General features: G+C 69.7%; 24 protein-coding genes and 1 tRNA gene. 14 read left to right on the top strand and 11 right to left on the bottom strand.

All coding sequences use genetic code 11. The features are described from left to right. Nucleotides 1-6 precede the first annotated feature (6 nt). The 4 genes from BMZ18_RS15095 to BMZ18_RS15080 form a co-directional block, all read right to left on the bottom strand. A complete protein-coding gene (locus tag BMZ18_RS15095; protein ID WP_068365704.1) occupies nucleotides 7-1,062 on the bottom strand; it encodes a glycosyltransferase family 4 protein in 1,056 nt (351 codons plus the stop codon). Continuing rightward, nucleotides 972-2,345, bottom strand: a complete 1,374-nt coding sequence (locus BMZ18_RS15090; RefSeq protein ID WP_082895206.1) for an O-antigen ligase family protein — start codon at nucleotides 2,343-2,345, stop codon at nucleotides 972-974. The genes BMZ18_RS15095 and BMZ18_RS15090 overlap by 91 nt, the downstream gene beginning before the upstream one ends. Before the next feature lie 10 nt (nucleotides 2,346-2,355). Then, nucleotides 2,356-3,909: a sugar transferase gene (locus tag BMZ18_RS15085; RefSeq protein ID WP_082895208.1), complete on the bottom strand. Its 1,554-nt coding sequence runs from the start codon at nucleotides 3,907-3,909 to the stop codon at nucleotides 2,356-2,358. 88 nt (nucleotides 3,910-3,997) lie between these two features. After that, nucleotides 3,998-4,726, bottom strand: a complete 729-nt coding sequence (locus BMZ18_RS15080; protein ID WP_068365705.1) for a GAF domain-containing protein — start codon at nucleotides 4,724-4,726, stop codon at nucleotides 3,998-4,000. Nucleotides 4,727-4,802: 76 nt separating this feature from the next. Between BMZ18_RS15080 and BMZ18_RS15075 the strand changes: the two genes are divergently transcribed. After that, nucleotides 4,803-5,927: a glycoside hydrolase 5 family protein gene (locus BMZ18_RS15075; protein ID WP_068365706.1), complete on the top strand. Its 1,125-nt coding sequence runs from the start codon at nucleotides 4,803-4,805 to the stop codon at nucleotides 5,925-5,927. A 291-nt stretch (nucleotides 5,928-6,218) separates the two neighbouring features. Here the strand turns inward: BMZ18_RS15075 and BMZ18_RS15070 are convergent, their stop codons facing one another. Beyond that, the gene (locus BMZ18_RS15070; protein WP_068365707.1) at nucleotides 6,219-6,449 is read right to left on the bottom strand and encodes a hypothetical protein; all 231 of its coding nucleotides are present in this window, start codon (nucleotides 6,447-6,449) and stop codon (nucleotides 6,219-6,221) included. Nucleotides 6,450-6,530: 81 nt separating this feature from the next. Between BMZ18_RS15070 and BMZ18_RS15065 the strand changes: the two genes are divergently transcribed. The 7 genes from BMZ18_RS15065 (at nucleotide 6,531) to BMZ18_RS15030 (ending at nucleotide 14,251) form a co-directional block, all read left to right on the top strand. Then, on the top strand, nucleotides 6,531-7,679 hold the full coding sequence (locus BMZ18_RS15065; RefSeq protein WP_068365708.1) for a lipase family protein: 1,149 nt from the start codon (nucleotides 6,531-6,533) through the stop codon (nucleotides 7,677-7,679). Nucleotides 7,680-7,758: 79 nt separating this feature from the next. Continuing rightward, nucleotides 7,759-8,445: a response regulator transcription factor gene (locus BMZ18_RS15060; protein ID WP_068102687.1), complete on the top strand. Its 687-nt coding sequence runs from the start codon at nucleotides 7,759-7,761 to the stop codon at nucleotides 8,443-8,445. A 62-nt stretch (nucleotides 8,446-8,507) separates the two neighbouring features. Continuing rightward, nucleotides 8,508-9,980 carry a HAMP domain-containing sensor histidine kinase gene (locus tag BMZ18_RS15055; RefSeq protein WP_068365715.1) on the top strand — a complete coding sequence of 491 codons (1,473 nt, stop codon included), beginning with the start codon at nucleotides 8,508-8,510 and terminating at the stop codon, nucleotides 9,978-9,980. A gap of 47 nt (nucleotides 9,981-10,027) precedes the next feature. Next, complete coding sequence (locus tag BMZ18_RS15050; RefSeq protein WP_074922277.1) at nucleotides 10,028-11,428, top strand: S1C family serine protease; 1,401 nt, start codon at nucleotides 10,028-10,030, stop codon at nucleotides 11,426-11,428. 110 nt (nucleotides 11,429-11,538) lie between these two features. After that, nucleotides 11,539-12,033: a MogA/MoaB family molybdenum cofactor biosynthesis protein gene (locus BMZ18_RS15045; protein WP_068364993.1), complete on the top strand. Its 495-nt coding sequence runs from the start codon at nucleotides 11,539-11,541 to the stop codon at nucleotides 12,031-12,033. Between the two features lie 771 nt (nucleotides 12,034-12,804). Then, nucleotides 12,805-13,554 (top strand): MspA family porin, encoded by a 750-nt coding sequence (locus BMZ18_RS15035; protein WP_082895132.1) that lies wholly within the window; start codon nucleotides 12,805-12,807, stop codon nucleotides 13,552-13,554. 253 nt (nucleotides 13,555-13,807) lie between these two features. Beyond that, nucleotides 13,808-14,251, top strand: a complete 444-nt coding sequence (locus BMZ18_RS15030) for a hypothetical protein (RefSeq protein WP_068364996.1) — start codon at nucleotides 13,808-13,810, stop codon at nucleotides 14,249-14,251. A gap of 73 nt (nucleotides 14,252-14,324) precedes the next feature. On the opposite strand, the gene mscL is transcribed toward BMZ18_RS15030, so the two are convergent. The 4 genes from mscL to BMZ18_RS15010 all read right to left on the bottom strand — a co-directional run bounded on the left by mscL (nucleotide 14,325) and on the right by BMZ18_RS15010 (nucleotide 16,649). Then, entirely contained in the window at nucleotides 14,325-14,786 is a 462-nt protein-coding gene (gene mscL / locus BMZ18_RS15025) for a large-conductance mechanosensitive channel protein MscL (RefSeq protein WP_068364999.1), read from the bottom strand. A 72-nt stretch (nucleotides 14,787-14,858) separates the two neighbouring features. Beyond that, nucleotides 14,859-15,524: an SAF domain-containing protein gene (locus BMZ18_RS15020; protein WP_082895133.1), complete on the bottom strand. Its 666-nt coding sequence runs from the start codon at nucleotides 15,522-15,524 to the stop codon at nucleotides 14,859-14,861. A gap of 90 nt (nucleotides 15,525-15,614) precedes the next feature. Next, on the bottom strand, nucleotides 15,615-15,962 hold the full coding sequence (locus BMZ18_RS15015; protein WP_074922275.1) for an FmdB family zinc ribbon protein: 348 nt from the start codon (nucleotides 15,960-15,962) through the stop codon (nucleotides 15,615-15,617). Nucleotides 15,963-16,055: 93 nt separating this feature from the next. Beyond that, nucleotides 16,056-16,649 carry a 5-formyltetrahydrofolate cyclo-ligase gene (locus tag BMZ18_RS15010; RefSeq protein ID WP_068365008.1) on the bottom strand — a complete coding sequence of 198 codons (594 nt, stop codon included), beginning with the start codon at nucleotides 16,647-16,649 and terminating at the stop codon, nucleotides 16,056-16,058. Between the two features lie 75 nt (nucleotides 16,650-16,724). On the opposite strand from BMZ18_RS15010, the gene BMZ18_RS15005 reads away from it, so the two are divergent. From BMZ18_RS15005 to BMZ18_RS14985, 5 genes are all read left to right on the top strand, one after another. Next, nucleotides 16,725-17,681: a UTP--glucose-1-phosphate uridylyltransferase gene (locus BMZ18_RS15005; protein ID WP_068102678.1), complete on the top strand. Its 957-nt coding sequence runs from the start codon at nucleotides 16,725-16,727 to the stop codon at nucleotides 17,679-17,681. Between the two features lie 28 nt (nucleotides 17,682-17,709). After that, nucleotides 17,710-18,966, top strand: a complete 1,257-nt coding sequence (gene glp / locus BMZ18_RS15000) for a molybdotransferase-like divisome protein Glp (protein ID WP_068102676.1) — start codon at nucleotides 17,710-17,712, stop codon at nucleotides 18,964-18,966. Between the two features lie 17 nt (nucleotides 18,967-18,983). Next, nucleotides 18,984-19,634, top strand: coding sequence for a GNAT family N-acetyltransferase (locus tag BMZ18_RS14995; RefSeq protein WP_068102674.1), 651 nt, complete (start codon nucleotides 18,984-18,986; stop codon nucleotides 19,632-19,634). 144 nt (nucleotides 19,635-19,778) lie between these two features. Beyond that, on the top strand, nucleotides 19,779-20,561 hold the full coding sequence (gene sepX / locus BMZ18_RS14990; protein ID WP_068365120.1) for a divisome protein SepX/GlpR: 783 nt from the start codon (nucleotides 19,779-19,781) through the stop codon (nucleotides 20,559-20,561). 71 nt (nucleotides 20,562-20,632) lie between these two features. Beyond that, nucleotides 20,633-20,708: transfer RNA gene (locus tag BMZ18_RS14985), tRNA-Ala, on the top strand. Between the two features lie 296 nt (nucleotides 20,709-21,004). On the opposite strand, the gene BMZ18_RS14980 is transcribed toward BMZ18_RS14985, so the two are convergent. Both BMZ18_RS14980 and BMZ18_RS14975 read right to left on the bottom strand, forming a co-directional pair. Beyond that, nucleotides 21,005-21,766: an 8-oxoguanine DNA glycosylase OGG fold protein gene (locus BMZ18_RS14980; protein WP_068365009.1), complete on the bottom strand. Its 762-nt coding sequence runs from the start codon at nucleotides 21,764-21,766 to the stop codon at nucleotides 21,005-21,007. 32 nt (nucleotides 21,767-21,798) lie between these two features. Beyond that, nucleotides 21,799-22,341, bottom strand: a complete 543-nt coding sequence (locus BMZ18_RS14975) for a CGNR zinc finger domain-containing protein (protein WP_068365011.1) — start codon at nucleotides 22,339-22,341, stop codon at nucleotides 21,799-21,801. 87 nt (nucleotides 22,342-22,428) lie between these two features. On the opposite strand from BMZ18_RS14975, the gene BMZ18_RS14970 reads away from it, so the two are divergent. After that, nucleotides 22,429-23,373, top strand: coding sequence for an EamA family transporter (locus tag BMZ18_RS14970; RefSeq protein ID WP_068365012.1), 945 nt, complete (start codon nucleotides 22,429-22,431; stop codon nucleotides 23,371-23,373). The last annotated feature ends 121 nt before the right edge of the window (nucleotides 23,374-23,494 follow it).

Raw genomic sequence — 23,494 nt, 5'->3', positions numbered from 1 at the left:
GTCGTCCTACGCGATCAGACCGGCGTCGCGGTAGGCCTGCACGGTGCGCTCGGCGGTCCGCTCCCATGTCAGGTCGGCCATCGCCCGGCCCGCCTCGGTCACGAGGTCGGCGCGGGCGGTCTCGTCGAACAGCAACGGCCCCATTGCTTCCGCCCAGGCGCTGGGCCGCTCGTTCTCGAGCAACACCGCACCCTTGCCGACGACCTCGGGCAAGGCGCCGACCGCGCTGGCGACGACGGCGCCGCCGCAGGCCATGGCCTCCACCGGCGGCAGCCCGAAGCCCTCGTACCGAGAGGCGTAGGCGGTGACGGTCGCCGCGGCGTAGAGGGCGGGCAGGTCCTCGACGTCGACGTACCCCAGGCCCGTCGCGTATCGCGGTTTCGACGGCCCGGTCGACCCGGCCCCGGCCAGCAGGCACGGCACCCCGAGCCGCTCGGCGGCGTCGGCCACGAGCTGGACGTTCTTGCGGGGCTCGACCGTGCCGACCTGCATCACGAAAGTCTCCGGGAGGCCGTACTTGGCCCGCACCGCCTCGACCGCGGCGGGCGCGGGCGGGGTGGCCCAGGCCGCGGGAGCCAGCTCCACGACGGCGGCCCGACGACCGGACACCGCCTCGATGCGGTCGGCGGTGAACTGGGACACCGCGATCAGCAGATCCGCTCGGCGCAGGGATCGACGCACCAGGCGCTGCTCGCCCGCGGCGCGCAGCCGGGACGACGCCGACGGCATGTCGATGACGGACACGTCGTGCACTGTCGCCACCGTCGCGCCGCGGGTGCCGAACGGCAGGTCGACGTCGAGACCGTGGACGATGTCGTGCGCCCCGACGGGTAACGCGCCCAGAGCGGCTCGAACGACGCCGTCGCTCACCGGCCGCGGCAGCGGCTCGATGCCGGCGGGCAGGTCGCCGACGGCGTCCTTCTGCACCACCGCCGCGAGCTCGGCGTCCGGCAGCTTGCCGGGCAGCTCGTTCAGGAGCTCGCGAATGTAGGTCTGGACACCGGAGCCGCCCGGTCGGAGGGCGAGCGCCCCGTAGACGATTCGTGTTGTGCTGCGGCGCATCCCACTACTCCTAACAACAGCCAGAAATACACGTCGATCGGGAAGATCTCGAAGTACGTCGCCACCAGGGACGCGAAGAGCGACGCCACGATGGACGCTCCGACGCCCAGCGTGAGCGCGCCGTCCTGCCCCGGCAGGGTCCGGGACAGTCGGGTGCACCAGAGCAGCGAGGACAGCAGCAGGGCGATCACGGCCCACAGACCGATCGGGCCCAGCTCGAGCGCCGTCTTCACGTAGTAGTTGTCCGGTTGGTAGTTCGTGGACAGACCGGAGAAGACGGTGCCCTGCGCTGTCGAGATCCGGTCCGCCGCAGCGCCGCTCGACCCCAGGCCTTCCCCGAACGGGTGGGTCCGAATCTTCTCGATCACCTCGTTCCACCGCCCGGACCGTTCGTTCAGGCTGGACGAGGAGAAGAAGACGGACGTGATCGTGGGGACGAACGGCAGGATCGCCCCGATGAGCACGGCGACCGCGATCACCGGGGCGGCGAGCGCCCGGAAGCGGATGACGATCATGTAGATCGCGCCGACCGCGAGTCCCAGGATGGCCGCGCGCACGATCGCGGTGGACATGGCCACCACCATGACCGGGGCGAAGCACAGGAACAGCAGGTTCCGTCGTCGTGACGGATTCGCCAGCGCCACCGCACCACCGACGAGCAGCGAGAGCATCACGTAGAGGCCGAAGGGGAAGGGCAGGTTGAACGTCGAGAACACGCGCAGCAACCCGCCCGACGTGCGGACCTGGGTGCCGTACTCGTAACCGAGGGAGACCAGGAAGGCCGGTCCCGCGAGCAGTTGGGCGATGCCGACCAGCGAGGTGAAGGCGCCCATGCCCATGAGGACGCTCACCAGACGGTCGCGGTCCCGCGCGTCGAACGGCGCGAGCCACAGCACGACGACGAGCAGCAGGTAGAAGAACGTGACCTTGATACCGACGAATCCGATGACGCCGAACGAGATCAGCGCCGAGGCGACGCCGAAGACGACGAACACCGCCGCGGCCGGCCACCAGGGCAGCAGGATGGTCGGGGCGACCACCTCGCCGGCCGGAACACGGCGGCGGCGGAGCCAGGCGCAGATCAAGGTGTAGAGGAGCAAGCCCTCCTTCCACCCGGACACGATCCCCGGCAGCGGCAGGATCACGAGGAGTCCGTTCAGCGGGACGAACGCCGCCAGCAGCAGGACGCCGAGCTGCGGACGGAAGTACACCGCCCTGGCCACGAACACGGCGGCGATCGCGACGAGCAGGGCGGCGAGGACGGCGATCGCCGTGGTGATCACCGGATCACCGTCAGTCCTCGGCCTTCTTCAACACGGCCGCGACGGTGAGGAACAGGATCTTGATGTCGAGCGCCAGCGACCAGTTCTCGATGTAGTAGTTGTCCCACTCCGCGCGGTCCGCGATCGAGGTCTGCCCGCGCAGGCCGTGCACTTGCGCCCACCCGGTCACCCCGGCCTTGACGCGATGCCGCTCGCCGTAGCGACGGATCTGCATCTCGAACAGGTCGACGTAGGCAGGTCGCTCCGGGCGCGGCCCCACCAGGGACATGTCGCCTCGCAGCACGTTGAGCAGCTGGGGCAGCTCGTCGAGGGACGTCTGACGCATGAGCTTGCCGATCTTCGTCCGTCGATCCACGCCCTCCACGCCACCGGGGGCGGCCCCCTCGGTCAGCTGGAAGTCGGCGTCGGACGCACGGGGCGGTCGCATCGACCGGAACTTCAAGCAGCCGAACGGCACTCCGTCGCGGCCGATGCGCTCCTGGGAGAAGAAGATCGGGCCCGGCGAGCTGAGCTTGACCAGGATCGCCAGGGTGAGGAAGACGGGGGAGAGCACCAGGACTCCGAGGCCCGCCAACGTGCGGTCCATGGCGCCCTTGACCAGGAACTGCCAGCCCTTGGGGTCGACGTGCGGAAGAACCATGAGCGGGAGGCCGCCGAGGTGCTCGACGCGGGTGCGCACACCCACCGTGTCGAAGAGGCGGGGAACCACCCAGACTCGCATCTTGTTGCGATGCGCCGCCCTGATCGTCTTGACCAACTGCTCGGTCGGAACGTCGGCGAAGGCGACGATGAGTTCCTCTGCCCCCGTTGCCTTCACGGCGGCGTCGAGGTCGCTCGGCAGCCCGAGGTAGGGCACGGTGAACTCTGCCGGCGCATCGGACGGGACGCCGTGGACGGGCGCCTTGTCCATGACGCCGACCGGGTCGAGGCCGTACTCGGGGAACTGCTTCATGCGTGCGGCGAGCTGGTGCACGATCGGTCCGCCGCCGACGATCAACGTCGGCGCCTTGGACTTGCCCCGGACGCGCAGGTAACGCTGGATCGTCGTGCGGAGGAAGCGGGCCAGGGCGACCAGGACGGCGGCGGCGATCCAGACCCGGACCATGAACACGCCGGGGCGGTACTCGGTGCCGAGGGTGATGAGGAGGGCGAGGATCAACAGAACGGACAGGGCGACCGACGTCTGCACCGGCCCGATCTCGTCGAGGAAGTTGCGCCGTAGCCCTCGCCGGTACATCGACCGGGACGCGAGCAGGAGCAGCAGGAGCGGAACGAAGAGCCACGGCACCCAGCCGTAGTCGATGCCGCCCGAGCCGGGCCAGTTCCGCGCCACGAGGATGGCGAGGATGGCGGCCACGACGTCCCCGGCCACCGACAGCGCGGTGTAGGCGGGGTCGGCTCGCAATCTGTCCGCGAGGGAGTGGATTCGCGGGTCTGTCGTGGGAAAGCCGTTGTCTGACAACGTTTCGCGCGACTCCAGTGTGTCGGACACCAGCTTTTCTCCGTACGGGTTCGTCGATGGCCTCACAACAATTTGTAGCTTATCCCATAAAGGATGGGACATGCCCATGAATGGTCACGAGGCCATTACGAGAAAAGGACCGGAAGACAGAAAAAGCCGCTTATGATCGGCTTCGGGTCGGGAACGACGGTCAGTCGAAGATCTGTTCCCGAACGATCCACGCGAGATCCTTGAGGATCTGAATGTGGCCGGTGGTCCACTGCCGCGGCTGCTGGTCCCATACGCAGAGCGTGCCAAGCGCATGACCGCCGTCGTCGAGCAGGGGAATGCCCAGATACGACACCCAGGTCTTGTCCAGAACGCCCGGATGGTCCGCGAACAACTCGTCGGAGCGGGCATCCTCCACCACGAGCGGCTGGCCCGACTCCACCGCGTAGCGGCACACCGACCGCCCGACGGGCATCTCGGTGATCCGGTCGTCGTTGTCGCCGAGACCGACTGCGGCCTTGAAGAATTGGCGCTTGTCGTCCACCAGAGAGACGGCCGCGATGGGAACCCCGAGCGCGTCCGCCGCCATGGCGACCAGTCGGTCGTATTTCGGATCCGGTGGGGTGTCCAGCAGGCCCGTGTCGCGCAGCGCCTGCAGGCGGGCGGAATCACGGATGACGGAGTCGAACGGAATACCGTCGTCGGTGTCACCGGCGGCGTCGGTGCCGTCGGTGGGCGCCGCGTCCTGCGCGTCCCGCATCGCGCGGAGCATGCGGCCGAGGTCCGAATCGGCGTCGTCCGCCAGTTCCTTGACCAGTCGCGTGACCACGGCACGTCGCACGTAGGCGTCCACGGATTCACCGCTCTTGTCGGCTTGCTGGGCGAGTACCTCGTTGAGGCGGTCGTCGAAGCCGGCCATTCCGGATGTCATTGCTCCGATGCTAATGCAGACTCCGTGCATTCTGCGGTGAACATTTGCCGTGACACGGCGCGGTAGCATCGGCGACGTGACAGCGCGGCGTGGACGCGTGAGGGTCTGCGTCGTCCTCACGGCATTCCTGGTTGCGTTCGCGGCGCTCTCCCCGCTTCGCCCGGGCCTCGCGGCCGCGCAGGCTCCGACGAACTGCACCACGGCGTCGGGGTCCACGCAGGTGGGGGGATCACCCGGAGCGTTGTTCGGTGGTCTCTCCGATGCGGATCTGGCGCGGGAACTCGAGCTGGCGCGGGACGCGGGCATGTTCGCGGTGCGTATCGACGTCGACTGGTCGGTGGTCGAACCGGTTCGTGGCGACCGTGATTGGGGTGTTCCCGACCGCATGGTCGACGCGATCACCGCGCGCGGCATGTGTGTTCTGGGCATCGTCACCTATGCGCCGGAGTGGGCGCGCGTGGCCACGGCCGTCGAGGAGGAGTACGGGCGTCCTGCGGACCCCCGCCGTTTCGCCGAGTTCGCGGGGGCCGCCGCCGAGCGCTACCGCGACCGAATCTCGTTGTGGGAGGTGTGGAACGAGCCCAACCTCTCGACCTACTTCAAGCCGGCGCCGGATCCCGTCGTCTACGCCTTGATGCTGCGTGGGGCTCATCGCGCGATCACGCGCGCGAATCCGGATGCCGTGGTGGTGTCGGGCGGGATGGCACCCGGGTCCGCCGCGGGCGGTGGCATACCGGCCGTCGCGTTCGTTCTCGCGCTGTACGAGCTGGGGGCGGTGCGGTACGCCGATGCGCTCAACGTGCACCCGTTCACGTTCCCCGGCCTGCCGAGCGACGCGCCGGCCGCCGGTGACGCGGGAGGGAATTCGGCGATGGTGCTGTGGCCGATACGCGACGTCATGGTCGCCCGCGGCGACGCCGCGAAGCCGGTGTGGATGACGGCCGTCGGAGCGCCGACCGGCTCGGCCGAGGGCGCGGTGTCGGAGGACGCGCAGGCGACGACCGTCCGCATTCTGCTGAATGCGACTGTCGGGAATTCGTGGCTGGGGCCGTCGTTCGTCTACGCAATTCGGGACAACGGAACGGACGAGTCGGTTCTCGACGACAATTTCGGCATCGTGCGGCGCGATTACACGCCGAAACCGGCGCTGGCCGAAGTCCGGGATTTCACCCGGCGGTATCCACCGAACGCCGGTCGGTGACTGTCAGCGACGACGGTACTGCTCCGCTGTCTGGCGTCCGGCGAAATCGAGATCGCGTCCACCGGACAGCAGGGCGACGGCCAGCGCGGCCGCACCGAACAGTGCGAATGCGATCATGGGTGCCTCCTGGTGTGCGGGTCGGCGGCGCCGTGGCGGCCACCGCTCTGCTCACATGATTGCCCGCGGCGCGGTGGTTTTCATCGAACTGAGGGCGACTCCACCCCGCCTCGGTCGGCATGACGCGCGTCACGATAGGTGTGTCGCGCGGTCACGGTTACCCCTGTGGTCGGTCTACTCGCGCAGCCCGTCGGCCAGTTCGCACGCGCGACCCACGTAACGCCGCGTGAAGACCTCCAGAGCGGAGTCGGACAGTTCCGCGCACCCCACCCGGCGGAACCAGTGTTCGAGGTCCACCAGGCGGGCGCCGAGCTCGACCCGATGATCGTCGAGCGCGCCGAGTTCCGCCGTGACGGCCTGCAGTTCCGCGACCTTCACTGCCACCTGATGCGCTGCGACGTCCATGTCCTCAGGGTACCGACAATCGAACACATGTTCTAGTTCGTTGTCGGCCCGCCCCTGCCACCGACGCGATACTGTGACGCCGTGCCGAACCGCGTCGCATCAGCCCTGCTCGTGACCGCCGCGACCGCGGCGCTCGCCCTCGTCCCGGTGTCCGTGGCTGCTGCCGAACCGACCGCACCGCCCGGCACGCTCGTCGCGTCGGCACCGTCCCCGGCGCCGATCCCGGGCAGCGCCGATGCGCGGCGCATCACCTACTGGACCGTCGGCCCGCAGGACCGGCCGGCCCTGAGCACGGGCGGCGTCTACCTGCCCGCCGGCACCCCGCCCGAGGGCGGGTGGCCGGTGCTGGCCTGGGCGCACGGCACGTCCGGTCTCGGAGACGACTGCGCACCGTCCGTCATCGGTCCGACCCTCCCCGAGCGGGACTACCCGTACCTGCAGCGGTGGCTGGACGAGGGGTACGCGATCGTTGCCACCGACTACGTCGGCCTCGGCACGCCGGGTGTCCATCCGTATCTCGACGGGAAGACCTCGGCCCACAGCGTCGTCGACAGTGTCGCCGCGGCCCGCGCTCTGCATCCCGAGCTGTCGAACCGCTGGGCGGTGGTGGGCCAGTCGCAGGGCGGCGGCGCCGCGGTGACCACCGCGCGCTACGCGACGCAGTTCCAGGCCCCGGACCTCGACTTCCGCGGCGCGGTCGGCACCGGCGTACCCGCGAACATCGAGCTCGCCCTGCTGCCGCTGGGCCCCGGCGTGCCGCCCGTCGCGATCTCCGACGGACTGACGGAGTACGTCCTCTACATCCTCGCCGGGCTGCGCAGCGCGCGCCCGGACATCGACCTCGACTCCTACCTGACCCCGCTCGGACGCGAGTGGGTCGACCGTGCGGAGACGGTGTGCGCCGTCCCGTTCGAGGAGGAGGTCCGCGGGCTACGGCTCGGAGATCTGTTCTTGCGGCCTCTCGCGCAGGTTCCCGATCTCTACGGAGTCCTGAACGGCTACATGGGGGTGCCGACGTCCGGCTACGACCGGCCGGTGTTCATCGGTCAGGGCCTCGCAGACGTCGACGTCCCCGCGCCGAGTGCGCTCTCGCTCGCCGCGGCGATGACGGCCAACGGAGAGCCGCTCACGTTCCGGACCTACCCCGGCGACCACAGTGCCGCGTTCCGGGACTCGCAGCCCGACGCCATCGCCTTCGTGAACGGACTCTTCGGCCGGGCCCGACCCTGAGCTCCAACCCTCTCAGCGATGTCGTGTTCGGGCGGGGCCCTCTCAGCGATGTCTCAGTCGCTCGGGCCACACTGATCCCATGCGCATTCTGGTGACCGACGACGATCGTGCGGTGCGCGAGTCGCTGCGCCGCTCGCTGACGTTCAACGGCTACACCGTCGAACTCGCGTCCGACGGTCTCGACGCATTGGAGAAGGTGGCGTCCGACCGACCCGACGCACTGGTTCTCGACGTGATGATGCCGCGTCTCGACGGTCTCGAGGTGTGTCGCCGCTTGCGCAGCACCGGCGACGACCTGCCGATCCTGGTGCTCACCGCGCGGGACTCGGTGTCCGAGCGCGTGGCGGGCCTCGACGCCGGCGCGGACGACTACCTGCCCAAGCCGTTCGCCCTCGAGGAGCTGCTCGCTCGCTTGCGGGCGCTGCTGCGCCGGACCGGGGGAGAGTTGGGGCCGGACAGCGAGACCATGACCTTCGCGGACCTCTCGTTGGATCCCGTCACCCGTGAGGTGCGCCGCGGCGAGCGGCCGATCAGCCTGACTCGCACCGAGTTCTCGCTGCTCGAGATGCTGCTCGCGAACCCCCGCCGGGTGCTCGGGCGCAGCCGCATTCTCGAGGAGGTCTGGGGATACGACTTCCCGACGTCGGGCAACGCCCTCGAGGTCTACGTCGGGTATCTGCGCCGCAAGACCGAGGCGGACGGCGAGCCGCGACTCATCCACACCGTCCGCGGCGTCGGGTACGTGCTGCGCGAAACGCCGCCGTGAGCCTGCGCCCACCGTTCGGCCGGTCCGCCCGAGGCCGCGGCGGTGACGCCGTGTCGCCGCACATGCGTCCGCCGATGCCGCTCACCCGGTCGGTTTCGTTGCGGTGGCGCGTCACCCTGCTGGCGGCCTCCGTGGTCGCCGTCGCCGTGGCCGTCATGGCCCTCGCCGCGTACGCGGTGGTCTCGCGCGCCCTGTACGACGACGTCGACAATCAACTCCGGACGCGCGCGGACTCGCTGATCGACACCAATCTGGTCGCCTTCGATCCTCGCTACGTCGCCGGGGCGACGCTCTACAGCACCGATGTCAGTGTCGCGCTGATCTTCTCGGACCTGACCAAGTACACCCCGCCGGGATCGACGGTGCCCATCGGGGAGCCGGAGATGGACGTCGCCCTCGGCCGCAGCGACACCTCGCTCCGGACCGTCGCGGGCGCGCGGGTGCTCGCGGACCGCACGCAGGACGGCAGCACCATCGTCATCGCGCAGCGGCTCCAGCCGACCGGGGAGGTGCTCGAGCGCCTCGCCTGGGTGCTGTTCATCGTCGGTGGGTGCGGCATCGGCCTCGCCGCCGTCGCAGGAACCACGGTGGGGCGCACGGGACTTCGGCCGATCGGCCGTCTCACCGCCGCCGCCGAGCGGGTCGCCCGCACCGACGACCTCACCCCCATTCCGGTGACGGGCAACGACGAGTTGGCCAGACTCACCGAGAGTTTCAACACGATGCTGCGGGCACTGGCCGAGTCGCGGGCACGGCAGAGCCGGCTGGTCGCCGACGCGGGCCACGAACTCCGCACTCCGCTGACGTCGCTGCGCACCAACATGGAACTGCTCATCGCCTCCGGTCAGCCCGGTGCGCCGCGTATCCCCGAGCAGGACATGGCCGAACTGCGGGCCGACGTCGTCGCCCAGATCGAGGAACTGTCGACCCTGGTCGGAGACCTCGTCGATCTCGCGCGCGAGGACGCTCCCGAGGACGTCTTCGAACGCGTCGACATGGCCGACGTGGTGGAACGCAGCCTCGAACGCGTCCGTCGGCGTCGCAACGAGGTCACGTTCGACGCCGTCGTGACGCCCTGGATCCTCTACGGCGACGGCGCGGGACTCTCGCGCGCCGTGCTGAACGTGCTCGACAACGCCGCCAAGTGGAGTCCGGCCGGGGCGACCGTCGATCTACAGATGCTCGCGCGTGACGACGGGCTGCTCGAACTCACCGTCGCCGACGCCGGTCCCGGCATCGCACCGGACGAGCGCGAGTTGGTCTTCGAGCGCTTCTACCGATCCACCGCGTCGCGGTCGATGCCCGGGTCCGGGCTGGGTCTCGCGATCGTCCGCCAGGTGGTGCTCAAGCACGGCGGCACCATCGCCGTCGAGGACTCCCGGTGGGGCGGGACGCTGATTCGGATCGTGCTCCCCGGGGAATCAGCGACCGTGGGGCGACCGGGCGGGGCCGTGAACTCACAGGACCCCGACAGGGCGGGCTCAGTCCCCTCTCAGGGCGACCCGGCATCGTCGACTGCAGACGAGGTGAACTGACCGGCCCGCGTCGAAGAACGACAGCCGGTAGGACGATGGAGTGAGACATGAGCGACGACCGCAACACCGGTGAGGGCAACCGCGAGAACGCGTCCGGTGCCCCCGGGAACCCCGCGCAGGGTGGATCCGACGACCGGACGTCCGGTACGGGATCCCCGCAGCAGCACCCGCAGGGTGGGTGGGGCGGTTACGGGGGTTCCGACCCCCGCACCCAGCAGTACGGCGGTTCGGCCTACGGTCAGCAGCACCCCACTCAGCAGCACCCCACCCAGCAGTTCGGCCCGTACCAGCAGGCGCCGCAGTACTACGGCGCGCCCGGTCCGGCCACGACTCCCCAGCCGTCCCAGCGCAAGCCGGGGCGCACGGCGCTGGTCGCCGGTGCTGTCGCACTGGCTCTGCTGAGCGGTGGTGTCGGCGGCGCGGTGGGCGCGCTCGCGACCGGCTCGTCGAACGGCGGCGTGACCAACGCGCTGAATCAGCCCGTCACGCAAGCGAATCAGGCGGCCAACGCCCCCGACGGGTCGGTGCAGGCGGTCGCGGCGAAGGTCGTTCCCAGCGTCGTGCAGATCCAGGTGACCGGACGCACCGGCGAGGGGGAGGGGTCCGGCGTGATCCTGTCCTCCGACGGACTGATTCTCACCAACAATCACGTGGTGTCCGGCGCCGGCGCGGGTGCTCGGCTCGAGGTCAGCTTCAGTGACGGCAGCACGGCCGGCGCCACCGTCGTCGGCACCGATCCGTCCTCCGACATCGCCGTGATCAAGGCGCAGGGTCGCAGCGACCTGCAGCCCATCGAGCTCGGAACGTCGGACGGCCTGCAGGTGGGCCAGGGCGTCGTCGCCGTCGGCTCGCCGCTCGGACTCGCCGGCACGGTCACGTCCGGCATCATCTCCTCGCTGAACCGTCCCGTCGCGACGTCCGGGCAGTCGACCGACCAGACGACCGTGATCGACGCGATCCAGACCGACGCCGCCATCAACCCCGGTAACTCCGGCGGCGCGTTGGTGGACATGAGCGGCAAGCTCGTCGGCATCAACAGCGCCATCGCCACCCTGGGCGCCGGCGCGAGTTCGGCGGAGTCGCAGAGCGGGTCGATCGGCCTCGGCTTCGCGATCCCGGTGGACCAGGCGCGCCGCATCGCCGACGAGTTGGTCCAGAGCGGCAAGGCGACACAGGCGATCATCGGCATCAGCGTGCCCAGTCGGGACGACGCCAACGGAGCCACCGTGCTCGGTGTGACCGACGGTGGGCCCGCGGCGCAGGCAGGGATTCCCACCGGTGCCGTGGTGACCAAGGTCGACGACCGCGTCATCTCCAGCGGCGACGCCCTCATCGCGGCCGTGCGCTCCCACGCGCCGGGTGATCAGGTCTCCGTCACCTACGAGCAGGGCGGTCGCTCGAACACCGTCTCGGTGACCCTCGGGACCGCTCCGAGCGGGGGCAACTGATGCGGGGGCCGCGCTTCGTCCGTGACAGCGGGCATCTGACGCCGGTAGTCGGGCACGTAGAGTTCGTCTCGGGTTCTGCGCCCGACGGCCCGGGCATTACGGTGAGCGATATGAACATGGATGCACCCGTCGCCGGTCGTGCTCTGGTGGTCGTCGTCGACGACCGCACCGCACACGGCGAGGCGGACCAGACCGGACCGCTGGTGACCGAACTGCTCACCGAGGCCGGCTTCCTGGTCGACGGTGTCGTGGTGGTCAGCAACGACGAGGTCGACGTGCGCAACGCGCTCAACACGGCCGTGATCGGCGGAGTGGACCTGGTGGTCTCCGTCGGCGGAACCGGGACGTCGCCGCGCGACGTCACGCCCGACGCCACCGCGGAGGTCCTCGACCGCGAGCTGCTGGGCATCAGCGAGGCGCTGCGGTCCTCCGGTCTGGCGGCCGGCTCTCTCGACGCGGGCCTCTCGCGTGGCCTCGCCGGCGTCTCCGGCAGCACCCTCGTGGTCAACCTTGCGGGGAGCCGCGCGGCGGTTCGCGACGGCATGGCCACCCTCACGCCTCTGGCCGCCCACGTCATCGGTGAGTTGTCGAGCCTGGACGGCTGAGATTCCCGATCACGAGCCGGACGAGACCGGCGACCGGACGAACGATGCGAGCCGGGCCCGTGCACGACGGGCCCGGCTCGATCGCGTCTTCGGCGACGTCCTTCCCGAGCCCACGTCCGACGACGCTCCGGAGGCGTCCGAGCGGGCGCGCGGGGGCGACGACTGGTGGCGTTCGCAGCGTCCGCCCCACTACGAATGACCCGTTCGAGTGTGATCTGCATCACTGTAGACGGTCACAGCGACCCCGTCGATTCCACCCGAGTTCACCGAATGTTTTCCCGAGGCCGGGCCCGCGAGTGCAACCTACCGGGGGGTAGAAGTGGCTCGTGGGACTCGTGACCGCAGCGTGACGGCACTTCTGCTCACTCGTAACCCAAAAAAGTCCCATGTCACGCGCCGTGACCCGAAAACGACCTCATGTTCTCTCCGATCGGCCGCGTTCGAGCACCCGTCGTTGCGCAACGAAAGACGTTGTGTCGGGAGTTCACAAGGGCGAAACACACGGGCGTGACTTCGCGTCGTCGTGTCGCGTCGTAGGTGTTGTCAGCCCCCCGCCTGCCCTCTAAGGTTCCGTTCAGGTTCATCGGCCGACGCTGAATCGATACGAGACTGCGTCGGATTCGTGGTCCTGCTCAGACACGACGCGCGAGTCAAGAACTCGCCGTCGCCGCCTGATACGGTCTGCTCGCCAGCGGCCGTTCGGGAGGATCCGAGAGCCCGACAGCGCACCCGGCGCACACACGTGCCGGGACGAACATGATGAGGAATTCAATGACCGAAATTCGGAAGACGCGCAAGTCCCTGGGTGCTGCCGTCGTTGCAGGCGCCTCGGTCGTCGGCCTGGTTCTGGGAACCGGCACGGCGAACGCAGGAGTCGACGCCTCCAACACCGTCGTCGACGCTGATGGCAACGCCATCACCATCAACCTCGAAGACACCTTCGTGAACAGCGTTTTCCCGCTCGACGCGAACCCGCTGACGCGCGAGTGGTTCGGCAACGGTCGCGTCACCTGGAACGTCGCCGGCCCCGATGCCGACGACTTCGAGGGCACCGTCAAGGTCGGCTACCAGGTCGGCTACCCCGGCAGCCTCGGCGGCTCGCTGAGCATCGACTGGGCCACCCCCTCCGTGACTGCGGGCTTCGACACGTCGTCTGTTGTTGGTACGGATTCCGCTGACATCACCAACACCAACCCGACCGGCGCCAGCCGCACTCAGTCTGCGACGAACGGTCTTTCCGCTCAGGTCCAGCTCGTCCCGGTCGCGACCGGCAACGTGACGATTGCCCCCGGACCCGGCATCACGCAGTCCGAGAGCGCCATCGCTGTGCTGAACGAAGAGGCCGACATCACCGGCGGCGAGCAGGACGCAGCCGGTTCTTCGGGCTCCATTCAGCTGGCCAACGTTCACGGCACCGCCACCGGCATCCTGGGCAACGTCCGCGTTCGCCCCTACGCCTCGATCGTGTCCGCCACCGGTGACACGGCCGTCGCCTACGGCCCGGTGTGGACCTTCAACTGATCCAGCCCTGACGGCCGGATCGGCTGCTGAGTAGTCCTCTGCTGCAGCAGAACTCGAGCACCGCACGAAGCCCCATCCGAATCATCGGGTGGGGCTTCGTCGCGTTCGGGGCTGTGTCGACGGGGACCGGCCGACCGGCGCTCGAGGACGCTCGACAACGGCGCGCGGCGCTCGTCGTCGGTGGTCACGAGGTGCCCGATCCTGCACCGCCCCACCGTCTTCGGGCCCGAGTCGGTGAGGTTCAATGGGGGACATGACTTCTCTGTCCACTCGTCTTCTCACCGCGAGCGTCGCCTCGGTCGCCGTCCTGGGCCTGGCGGCCTGTGGGGGCGGTGACTCCGGTTCCGGCGGTAACAGCGAAAACGCGTCGGCCTGCAGCGAATTCGAGACCACCTACAACGAGTTCACGGCCCTCGTGAAGGCCGGCCCCGCCGACTCCGACGTGCAGCTGTGGACCGACGCGAAGACCGAGGAACTGCAGAAGTTCCAGCCGCTGGCCGACACCGCCACCGGCAACGTCGAGGGCGCCCTGAGCACGCTCATCGGTGCCCTTCCGCAGGACTCGCTGGAGCTGAGTGAGCCGGACAGCGAGTCGGGCAAGGCCTTCGTCGCCAACTCGACTGCGGTGGCCGACGCCTGCTCCGCAGACGGAACTCCGATTGAGCTCAACGACTTCCCGCTGCTGAGCTTCAACTGAGCTCGAGCCGAGACCCGAACACACGAAGGCCCGATCCCGCCGCAGCGGGACCGGGCCTTCGTCCGTCTCGGGGTCAGCTGGTGGGGGTGCTGCCCGGCGTCGTGCCACCCCCGGACGGGCCGGTGACGCCGTCCTTGGTGGTGGCGACGCCGTCGGCGCGCCCCTCGGCGAGCAGGTCGCGGATCTGGATGAGGATGTCCTGATCGCTGAGCACCTTCTCCTTCTTGGAGGCGAAGCGCTTCTTGGCCGTGTTGACCGGCAGGATCAGCACGAAGTACACGACCGCGGCGATGATGACGAAGTTGATGACCGCGGTGATCACGGCGCCGAGGTTGACGAACGTCGCGTCGTTGCCCGCCCGGATGAAGAAGCCCCACCCGAGTTCGCTGCTCGCCCCGATCGACGAGATCAGGGGGTTGACGATGTTGCTGGTGAACGCGGTGACGATCGCGGTGAACGCTGCGCCGACCACCACGGCGACCGCCAGGTCCACCACGTTTCCGCGGAGCAGGAAATCCTTGAAACCTTTGAGCATGCACCTCACCCCTCGCTGAGTCTGCGTCTGTGGGATCGGGGGTTCGGACCCGATCCGATCGGCGCGAGAAGCCTAGCGCACCACCACGGTGAGGGCGTCGGTCAACGATGCGGCGGCGACGCGGGTGGCCGCGGCCGCGGGCAGGGCGACCAGTACGACCCGGTCGCGTCGGGACGTCCCGGTGCCGGCCTCCGAGACCAGCACGACGAGGGCGTTGTCGGCCAGCACCTCGGGGTCCGAGGTCGAGTTCACGCCGGGCACGTCACCGGCGCCCCGAACGACGTCGACGACGTCACCGATCCGCAGGACGTCGGCCACCGAAGGATCGGCGAGGCGCACCGGGACGATGCGGGCATCATCGTCCGTCGTGCCCGCGGCGGCGAGCTCCCGGCCGAGCAGTCGGACGTCGGTGAGGATCTCTCCGGCGCGAACCGGCCCGGCCACGGTGCGGTCGACCGCGTCGGCGAGGTCGGTCAGGGGAGCGGTCGGTGCGCCGTCGTCCTCGACGGCCGTCATCTGCACCTGATCGGCGGTGACGACGACGCCGGGCGTCAGGTCGACGGTCGCGGTGACCACGGTGACCGTCCGGCGGTCGGGATCGGGGCGCACCGCCGCGACGAGAGCGAGGACGACGAGGAGACTGGCGATCACTCGTCGTGACGCGGGCGAGGTCAGCCGCGGGGACAGGGCCGGGAGGCGATCGAGAAGGCGAGGCGAGAGCGGAGAGCGGGGCGTCACGCGCCGAACGCTAGGAGACGGCCGCAGCCCGACGCGGCCGAGCCGAGGTGCCCGGGGACAACCGACGGCGTGTCCCCGGGGTGCGGAGGATCAGCTTGCGGCGGCGGTGCTGCTCGTGCTGGAGCTGCTGCTCGAACTGCCGGTGCTGCCGGTCGAGCTCGAGGTGGAGGACGTCGACGATCCCGACGACTTGTCACTGCTCGACGAGGACTCCTTGCTGCTGCTGGAGTCGGACCCGGCGGACTCGCTGCTGCTGGAGCTGCCGCGGCTGTCGTTGCGGTAGAAGCCGCTGCCCTTGAAGACGATGCCGACGGTGTTGAACAGCTTGCGCAACTTGCCGGAGCACTGCGGGCAGACGGTCAACGAGTCGTCGCTGAACGACTGGACGATGTCGAACCGGTTGTCGCACTCGGTGCAGGCGTAAGAGTAGGTAGGCACGTTTCCTCCGTGGTCGGACCTGATTGGCACTCTACAGCCGACAGTGCCAACCCCGGCAATCGAGCAACGCTCACCAGGGGCGATGCATTCCGCTCATTCCAGCGGCAGCCGTCGCAGGCCGCCGCCCGGCGTCAGGACGTGGGTCATCCGCACGTCGTGGTCCTCGGTGGGCAGCCGGTCCACCAGGTCGTCGTCGTACACCACACCCACCAGCCACGCATCGGGCGCCGCGAGGTGCAAGGTGCGGTCGTAGAAGCCCGCCCCGCGGCCGAGTCGTCCGCCTCGGCGATCCATCGCCAGTGCCGGCACCAGGATCACCGCGGCATCGCCGATCGCGGCCGGCGGCAGGATCGGCCCCGACGGCTCGAGCAGACCGTGGCGCGCGGGGACCAGCGAGTTCGGGCCGGTGTAGCGAGCCCAGGACATCGGGCCCGGATCACCCGCGATCGGCAGCAGCACGGCGACGCCCGTGCGCATCGCGGCGTCGAGCATGGCCGTCGACCCGGGCTCTCGACCGATCGGTACGTACGCTGCCAGGGCTCCGTCACCACGCTCGCGGACACGGGAGGCCAAAGTCCCGACGGCGTGAGAGAGTGCGTCTGACGCGTCCGCGCGGTACCCGTCGTCCAGGCCCCGTCGAGCGGCCCGGATGCGGTCTCGCCAGGCGCGTTTGTCGTCGTCGGTCACGGGGGAAACCCTAGGGTCTTCGCGATCGGGCTTCGCGAACGGAGTTCGCGTTCTACAAGGATGGGAAACAGGCGCATGAGTGCAGCAGGCAGTGGGTCCGAGACCGGCGGCAAGAATCCGCCCTTCCGGACAGCCGTCGTGCCCGCCGCCGGTATGGGCACGCGCTTCCTGCCCGCCACCAAGACGGTGCCGAAGGAACTGCTGCCCGTGGTGGACACACCCGGTATCGAACTGGTCGCCGGCGAGGCCGCCGAAGGTGGGGCCGCGCGGCTGGTCATCGTGACCTCGCCCGGCAAGGACGGTGTGGTCGCCCACTTCGTCGAGGACCTGGTGCTCGAGAACAAGCTCGAGGAGAGCGGCAAGCTCAAGCTGCTCGAGAAGGTGCGCGTCGCGCCCAAGCTGCTCGACGTGAAGTCCGTCGTCCAGCAGAAGCCGCTGGGACTCGGGCACGCGGTGGCGTGCGCCGAGGAGGCGCTCGACGACGACGAGGACGCCATCGCCGTGCTCTTGCCGGACGATCTGGTGATGCCGCGCGGCGTGCTCGACGTCATGTCCCGCGTGCGCGCCAAGCGCGGCGGCTCGGTGCTGTGCGCCATCGAGGTACCCGAGGACGCGGTCTCGTCGTACGGCGTCTTCGATACCGAGGTCGTGCCCGACGCGTCGAACCCCAACGTGCTCAAGGTCAACGGCATGGTGGAGAAGCCCGCGAAGGAGGAGGCGCCGTCCAATTTCGCCGCCGCGGGCCGATACCTGTTGGACCGGGCCATCTTCGACGCGTTGCGACGCATCGAGCCCGGCGCCGGCGGTGAACTGCAGCTCACCGACGCCATCGCCCTCCTCATCGAGGAAGGCCACCCGGTCCACGTCGTCGTCCACCGTGGGGTGAGACACGACCTCGGAAATCCCGGGGGATACCTTCGTGCTGCGGTTGACTTCGCGTTGGAACGCGAGGATTACGGCCCGGCACTGCGCGAGTGGCTCCAGGAGCGCTTGAGCGACAGCTGGGCACCGGAGCTCACCACCTACGAGTGACGCGCCGGTCGACGGATGGAAGGTGCGGATGCGCTCGGTCGAAGAGCAGCAGTCGAGAGTGACGGCTGCGGCGGTAGCTCCCCGGCCGGTGCGGGTCGCCATCTCCGAGGCGCAGGGCCTGCTCTGCGCGGAGGAAGTGGTCACCGAGCGCCCACTGCCCGGCTTCGATCAGGCCGCCATCGACGGGTACGCCGTTCGTAGCGTCGACATCGCGGCCGCCGGATCCGCCGTCGACGAGAACGACGAGCCGGTGGACATCACGTTGCCCGTCGTCGGCGACGTCGCCGCCGGCTCGCGTCAACCCATTCGGCTCCAGCCGCGCCAGGCGGTCCGCGTCGACACCGGCGCTCCGCTGCCCACCCTCGCCGACGCCGTCCTCCCGACCGACCACGCCGAACTGGTGCGCGGCCGCATCAAGGTCCTCGCTCCCGTCCGGTCCGGCGATTACGTGCGGCGCATCGGCGACGACGTGCAACCCGGTGACGTCGCCGTGCGCTCCGGAACCATCATCGGGGCGGCGCAGGTGGGCCTGCTCGCCGCCGTCGGCCGGGACAAGGTGCTGGTGCATCCCCGCCCGCGGCTGTCGGTGATCTCGCTCGGCGGGGAACTCGTCGACATCGAACGCACCCCTGGTCAGGGGCAGGTGTACGACGTCAACAGCTACGCTCTCGCCGCCGCGGCACGGGACGCGGGTGCCGACGTCAACCGCATCGGCATCGTCTCCTCCGACCCCACTCGACTGCGAGAAGTGGTGGAGGGCCAGCTCATTCGGTCCGAGATCGTCGTCATCGCCGGTGCCGTCGGCGGCACCGCGTCGGACACGGTCCGCGCCGCGCTCGAGGATTTCGGCGACATCGAGGTGGGCCGCGTCGCCATGCATCCGGGATCGGTGCAGGGCTTCGGCCAGCTTGGCCGGGACGAGGTCCCCACGTTCCTCCTGCCGTCCAACCCCGTCAGCGCGCTGGTGGTGTTCGAGGTGATGGTGCGTCCGCTGGTACGCATCGCGCTCGGCCGCCGGCAACCGATGCGACGCATCGTCACCGCCCGCACCGTCGGACCGATCACGTCGATCGCCGGGCGTCGCGCGTACCTGCGCGGCCAGCTCATGCGCGACGAGGGGACGGGCGAATACCTGGTCCAGGCACTCGGCGGGGCGCCCGGCAGCTCGTCCCACCTCCTCGCGACCCTCGCCGAGGCCAACTGTCTGGTGATGGTCGACGCCGACGTCACCGAGGTGCGCACCGGCGAAGAAGTCGAGGTCGCCTTCCTCGCGCAGCGGGGCTGAGCGGTAGCTTTCGGTCCATGGCGCGATCGTGGTCGGCTCACCCCGGGTGGCCGGCGAAACTGGGACCCCTCGTGGTGTCCGCCGGGTCGGTGACGGTGCGACCCGTCCGACTGCGGGATGCGTCGGCCTGGTCGCGGACACGGCTCGACAATCGCGCCCACCTCGAACCCTGGGAGCCGACCGGGGAAGCGCCCTGGGAGATTCGGCACGCGATGTCGTCGTGGCCGCCGCTGTACTCGTCGCTGCGCTCGGAGGCCCGGCGCGGCACCATGATGCCGTTCGCGATCGAGCTCGACGGCGCCTTCTGCGGGCAGTTGACCGTCGGCAACATCGTGCGCGGCGCGCTGCGCTCCGCATGGATCGGGTACTGGGTGGCGCGCGACGCCGGCGGCGGGGGAGTGGCCACCGCCGCCCTCGCGATGGGTTTGGACCACTGCTTCGGGCCGGCGAAGCTGCACCGCATCGAGGCGACCGTGCGGCCGGAGAACCAAGCGTCGCAAGCGGTTCTGCGGAACGTCGGCTTTCGCCAGGAGGGGCTGCTGAAGCGCTACCTCGACGTCGACGGGGCCTGGCGGGACCACCTGCTGGTCGCCATGACCGTCGGTGAGGTGCCGGGGACGGTGTGCGACGTGCTCGTGCGGAGCGGTCGGGCGTCCTGGCCACGGTAGGTCTGCGCGGGCCTGTCCTTCCTGTGACTGATGTGACATGAGTGCACTCGGACCCGGCGCGTCGGCGTGGCGTGTCGCGGCACCCCCACTACGCTGACGAGCGAATCTCACACGAGTGTCATTCGGCGGCAGGAGGTGGTGTACGTGCCCAATTCGGTGATCTGGATCGGCCTCGTCGCCATCTGGCTGTTCGTGCTGGTGCCCATGCTGGTGAAGTCGCGGCCTCGAATCCGCCGCACCACCGACGTCGCGCTCGCCACCCGCGTCCTCCACCGGGGTGGGGCGGTTCTGCGAGGGGAGCGCGGACCCGCCGCCGGTCACCGCAATGACCCGGACTGGGAACCCACCGACACGCACTCCAGCGATGTCCGCATCTCGGACGACCCCACCGACTCGCCCGATCCGGAGGAAGCCATGCAGACCGACGAGCACGAGGCCGAGCACGACGACGAGTACTTCGCCGACGACTTCGTGCCCCGGCGTCGCGGTCGCGGCGGCTTCGACCCCGAGGCCGACGCCATCGCCCGCGCTGCTCGCTACTCGTTCCGTCAGCGGGCGGTTCTCGGTTCCGTGTTCGTCATCGGCATGTCCGCAGCGCTGGGTTTCCTTGCGGCGCCGCTGTTCTGGTGGGTCTTCGGCGTCACCGTCGTCGGGCTGGGGGCGTACCTGTTCTACCTCCGCCGTCAGGTGCGCATCGAGGAAGACATTCGTCGACGACGGATGCAGCGCCTGCAGCGCTCCCGCCTCGGCGTCGAGTCGGCCACCGATCCGGAGCTGCGCCTCACCCCCGAGCGTCTGCGTCGCCCCGGCGCCGTGGTGCTCGAGGTCGACGACGAGGACCCGGCCTTCGACCACCTGGACCACTACGACGACGCGGTGGGCGACGAGCACCTCGACGTCCGGATGCGTCGGGCGGCCGGAGAGTAGGGACGCGTTCACAAGCGGCCCGGACGGGCTGCTAGAGTTCTTCTCGTCCGGTCCGCCGGGCAGAAGTACCAGGGGCTGTGGCGCAGTTGGTAGCGCGTCTCGTTCGCATCGAGAAGGTCAGGGGTTCGATTCCCCTCAGCTCCACCAGATCAGAGCCGCTGTCCGCGAGTCGGGCAGCGGCTCTCGTTCTGTCCGGGCTTCGCGTTCTGTCGGATGAAACCGCCAGGCTGGATCAGCTAGGTACGTCCGCCTTGGAAATCGGCTTTCCGTCCACGACGTCGCGGAGCCACTGAGTAACAACTTCTCCATCACGCTCACGCATGGTGATCGAGGCGCGTGCAGCGGCAGCGGCGACGCGGCGACGTTCCTCGGGTGTCCAATCGTGTCGGTCTCCGGTCATCATGCGCCCTCCTGACATCGTCGACAGTGTCCGCCTTCGGCTCTCAGAACATCAACCGCGGCACCGAGTCGTGGAGGGTCGGCGCCCTGTCCTGCCACGACCGCACCAACCACAGCTCGACCAGCTCGGGCCGGACTGCCGCCTGTCGAGCCCAACGCTCGAGCACGCTGCAGTAGCGGTGGTAGCGCGTCAGGGTGAGTCCCTCGATGGAGGGTTTCTCCGACCACCCGTGTCGGACCAGCGCGGAGAGTCCGTCCTGTGCGACCACCTGCGGGCAGCCGGCGGTCCCGTCGTCGCACACGGCCCAGGCGTAGAGCGACATGGGCACCGGTCCCACGCCCGGGGTCTGCGGCCACCCCGACCAGGTGCGGTGCGGGCCGACGTCCACCAGCGCCGGTTCTCGCCGGAACATGGCCAGCCCGTCGCGAATCGGCGCGAGCGGCGACGGCACGCCGAGCGCGCGGACGTCGGCGAAACGCCGGACGCGGCGGACTTCGCGCGTTCCGGCCAACCACGCGAGGCAGAGGTAGAGGCGCACCAACTCCGGATCGCCGTACCGACGCAACGTCGACGCCGACGCGCGGAGGTCGCGTCGGGGGAGATGGGCGTCGCCCTCGCTCGTCCAGGCACCGTCCGCGGTGCGGCCGGGAAGGTGCACCGGAATGCGGTGCTGCCGCAGATGGCGGTTCCACCACTCGAGGTCGACGTGCGCCATGTCGTCCAGCACGTCGACCTCGTACGACCGCGACCCGCACCACCTGATGCATGCCTCCGGCAACGCCGGCTCCCCACCCCGAGTGACCATGCGAGACAGGGAAGCAGACCCCACCGACAGACTCAGCCCCGCTTCCGCGCCCGGTACGCCGCGACGTTCGCGCGGTTGCCGCAATTTCCCGTGTCGCAGTACCGCTTCGAGCGATTGCGCGAGAGGTCGACGAACACCGCGTCGCAGTCCGGCGACTCGCAGAATCGCAGTCGACCGAGCTCGTCGGCACGGATCAGTTCGGCGAGCGCGACGGCCAGCTCGGCGTTCATGCGGTCGGCGAGCGGGGCGTCGTCGTCGCTGACGTGCAGGTGCCAGCCCCAGTCGCCGTGACGGGTCAACCGGGGTCGTGCCCGCGAGCTTTCGAGCAGGTCGTTCACCCGCGGCGCCAAGGTGTCCGCGTCGGTTTCCGCCCACAGCTCCCGCCACGCGGGCCGCACCGAGCGCACGGCGACGAGTTCGGCGTCGGTGCCGTCCCGTCGACCGGTCCACTCGTGTTCGTCGAGCACGGCCGTGAGGGCCGCGACGTCCGGGAGGCCCTCCTCGCCGTTCGCGGCCGTGTTGACCAGCGCGGCGGCCCAGACCAGCGCCGCACGGGTGTCATGAGCAAAAAGCATTTGACTCCTGACTCGGGTCGACCGTACTGTCATGACCAATCTACCGGTTCGGTCGTGACATGCCCCGTGGGGTCGAAAGGTCGTCGCATGCTCTCCTCTCGCTCGGGCCTCGCCTTCGCGCTGATCTCCGCCGTCTCGTTCGGGATGTCGGGGCCGATCGCCAAGGGTCTGACCGACGCCGGCTGGTCGCCCGAGTCCGCCGTCCTCGCCCGCATCGTGGGCGGTGCGCTCCTCCTGGTCCCGATCGTCCTGCTGGTTCGCCGCCGCGCCCTGGCGGCGATCCGACGTGCCCCGGCCGTCGTCGTCACCTACGGCGTCATCGCCGTGGCCGGCGCCCAGGTCTGCTACTTCAACGCGATCCAGCATCTTTCGGTGGGGGTCGCGCTCATGCTCGAGTACCTGGGCCCGGTGCTCGTGATCGGCTGGCTGTGGGCCACGACGCGTCGACGGCCGCATCCGACGACGCTGGTCGGGGTCGCCCTGGCGTTCGGCGGCGCCCTGGTGGTGCTCGATGTGTTCGAGGGCGCCGTGCTCGACCCGATCGGCGTGGCGTGGGGCCTCGGCGCCGCCGTGTGCCTGGCCTTCTACTTCGTGATCTCCGCGCGCCAGGACGACGCCGTCGACCCGTTGGTGCTCTCGGCGGGCGGCCTCGTCGTCGGCTCGGTGGTCGTGGCCGTGGCCGGGGTGGTCGGTCTGGTCCCTCTTCGCGCGTCGACGACGGACGTCGCCCTCGGCGGCCACGTCGCTCCCTGGTGGGTGGCGGCCGCGATCCTGGCCGCCGTGAGCGGTGTGCTCGCCTACGTCTTCGGCATCATGGGAACGCGTCGCCTCGGTGCGTCGACGGCGTCGGTGGTGGCTCTGCTCGAGGTGGTCTGCGCTGTCCTCTCGGCGTGGTGGCTGCTCGGGCAGACGGTCTCGCTCACCCAGATCGCGGGCGGCGCAGCCATTCTCGCGGGCGCCGCGGTGGTGCAGTCGCGCCGTTCGGTGCCGCCGGCGCCGGAGTTGGTTCCGGTGGCATCGAGAATGGCCTGATTCGTAACGGGCGGTCCCTTCTGTCGGGACTCTGCGCGGTATGGTGTGGGCGCGTCGTGATTCCACGATCTCGGTTCGTCCCGTCGCGCGGGGCCGAAAGGCGAACCGAGCGTCAGGAGCG

The organism is Rhodococcoides kroppenstedtii (assembly GCF_900111805.1).
Taxonomy (GTDB): domain Bacteria; phylum Actinomycetota; class Actinomycetes; order Mycobacteriales; family Mycobacteriaceae; genus Rhodococcoides; species Rhodococcoides kroppenstedtii.
This window is presented reverse-complemented; position numbering and strand designations above follow the sequence as displayed.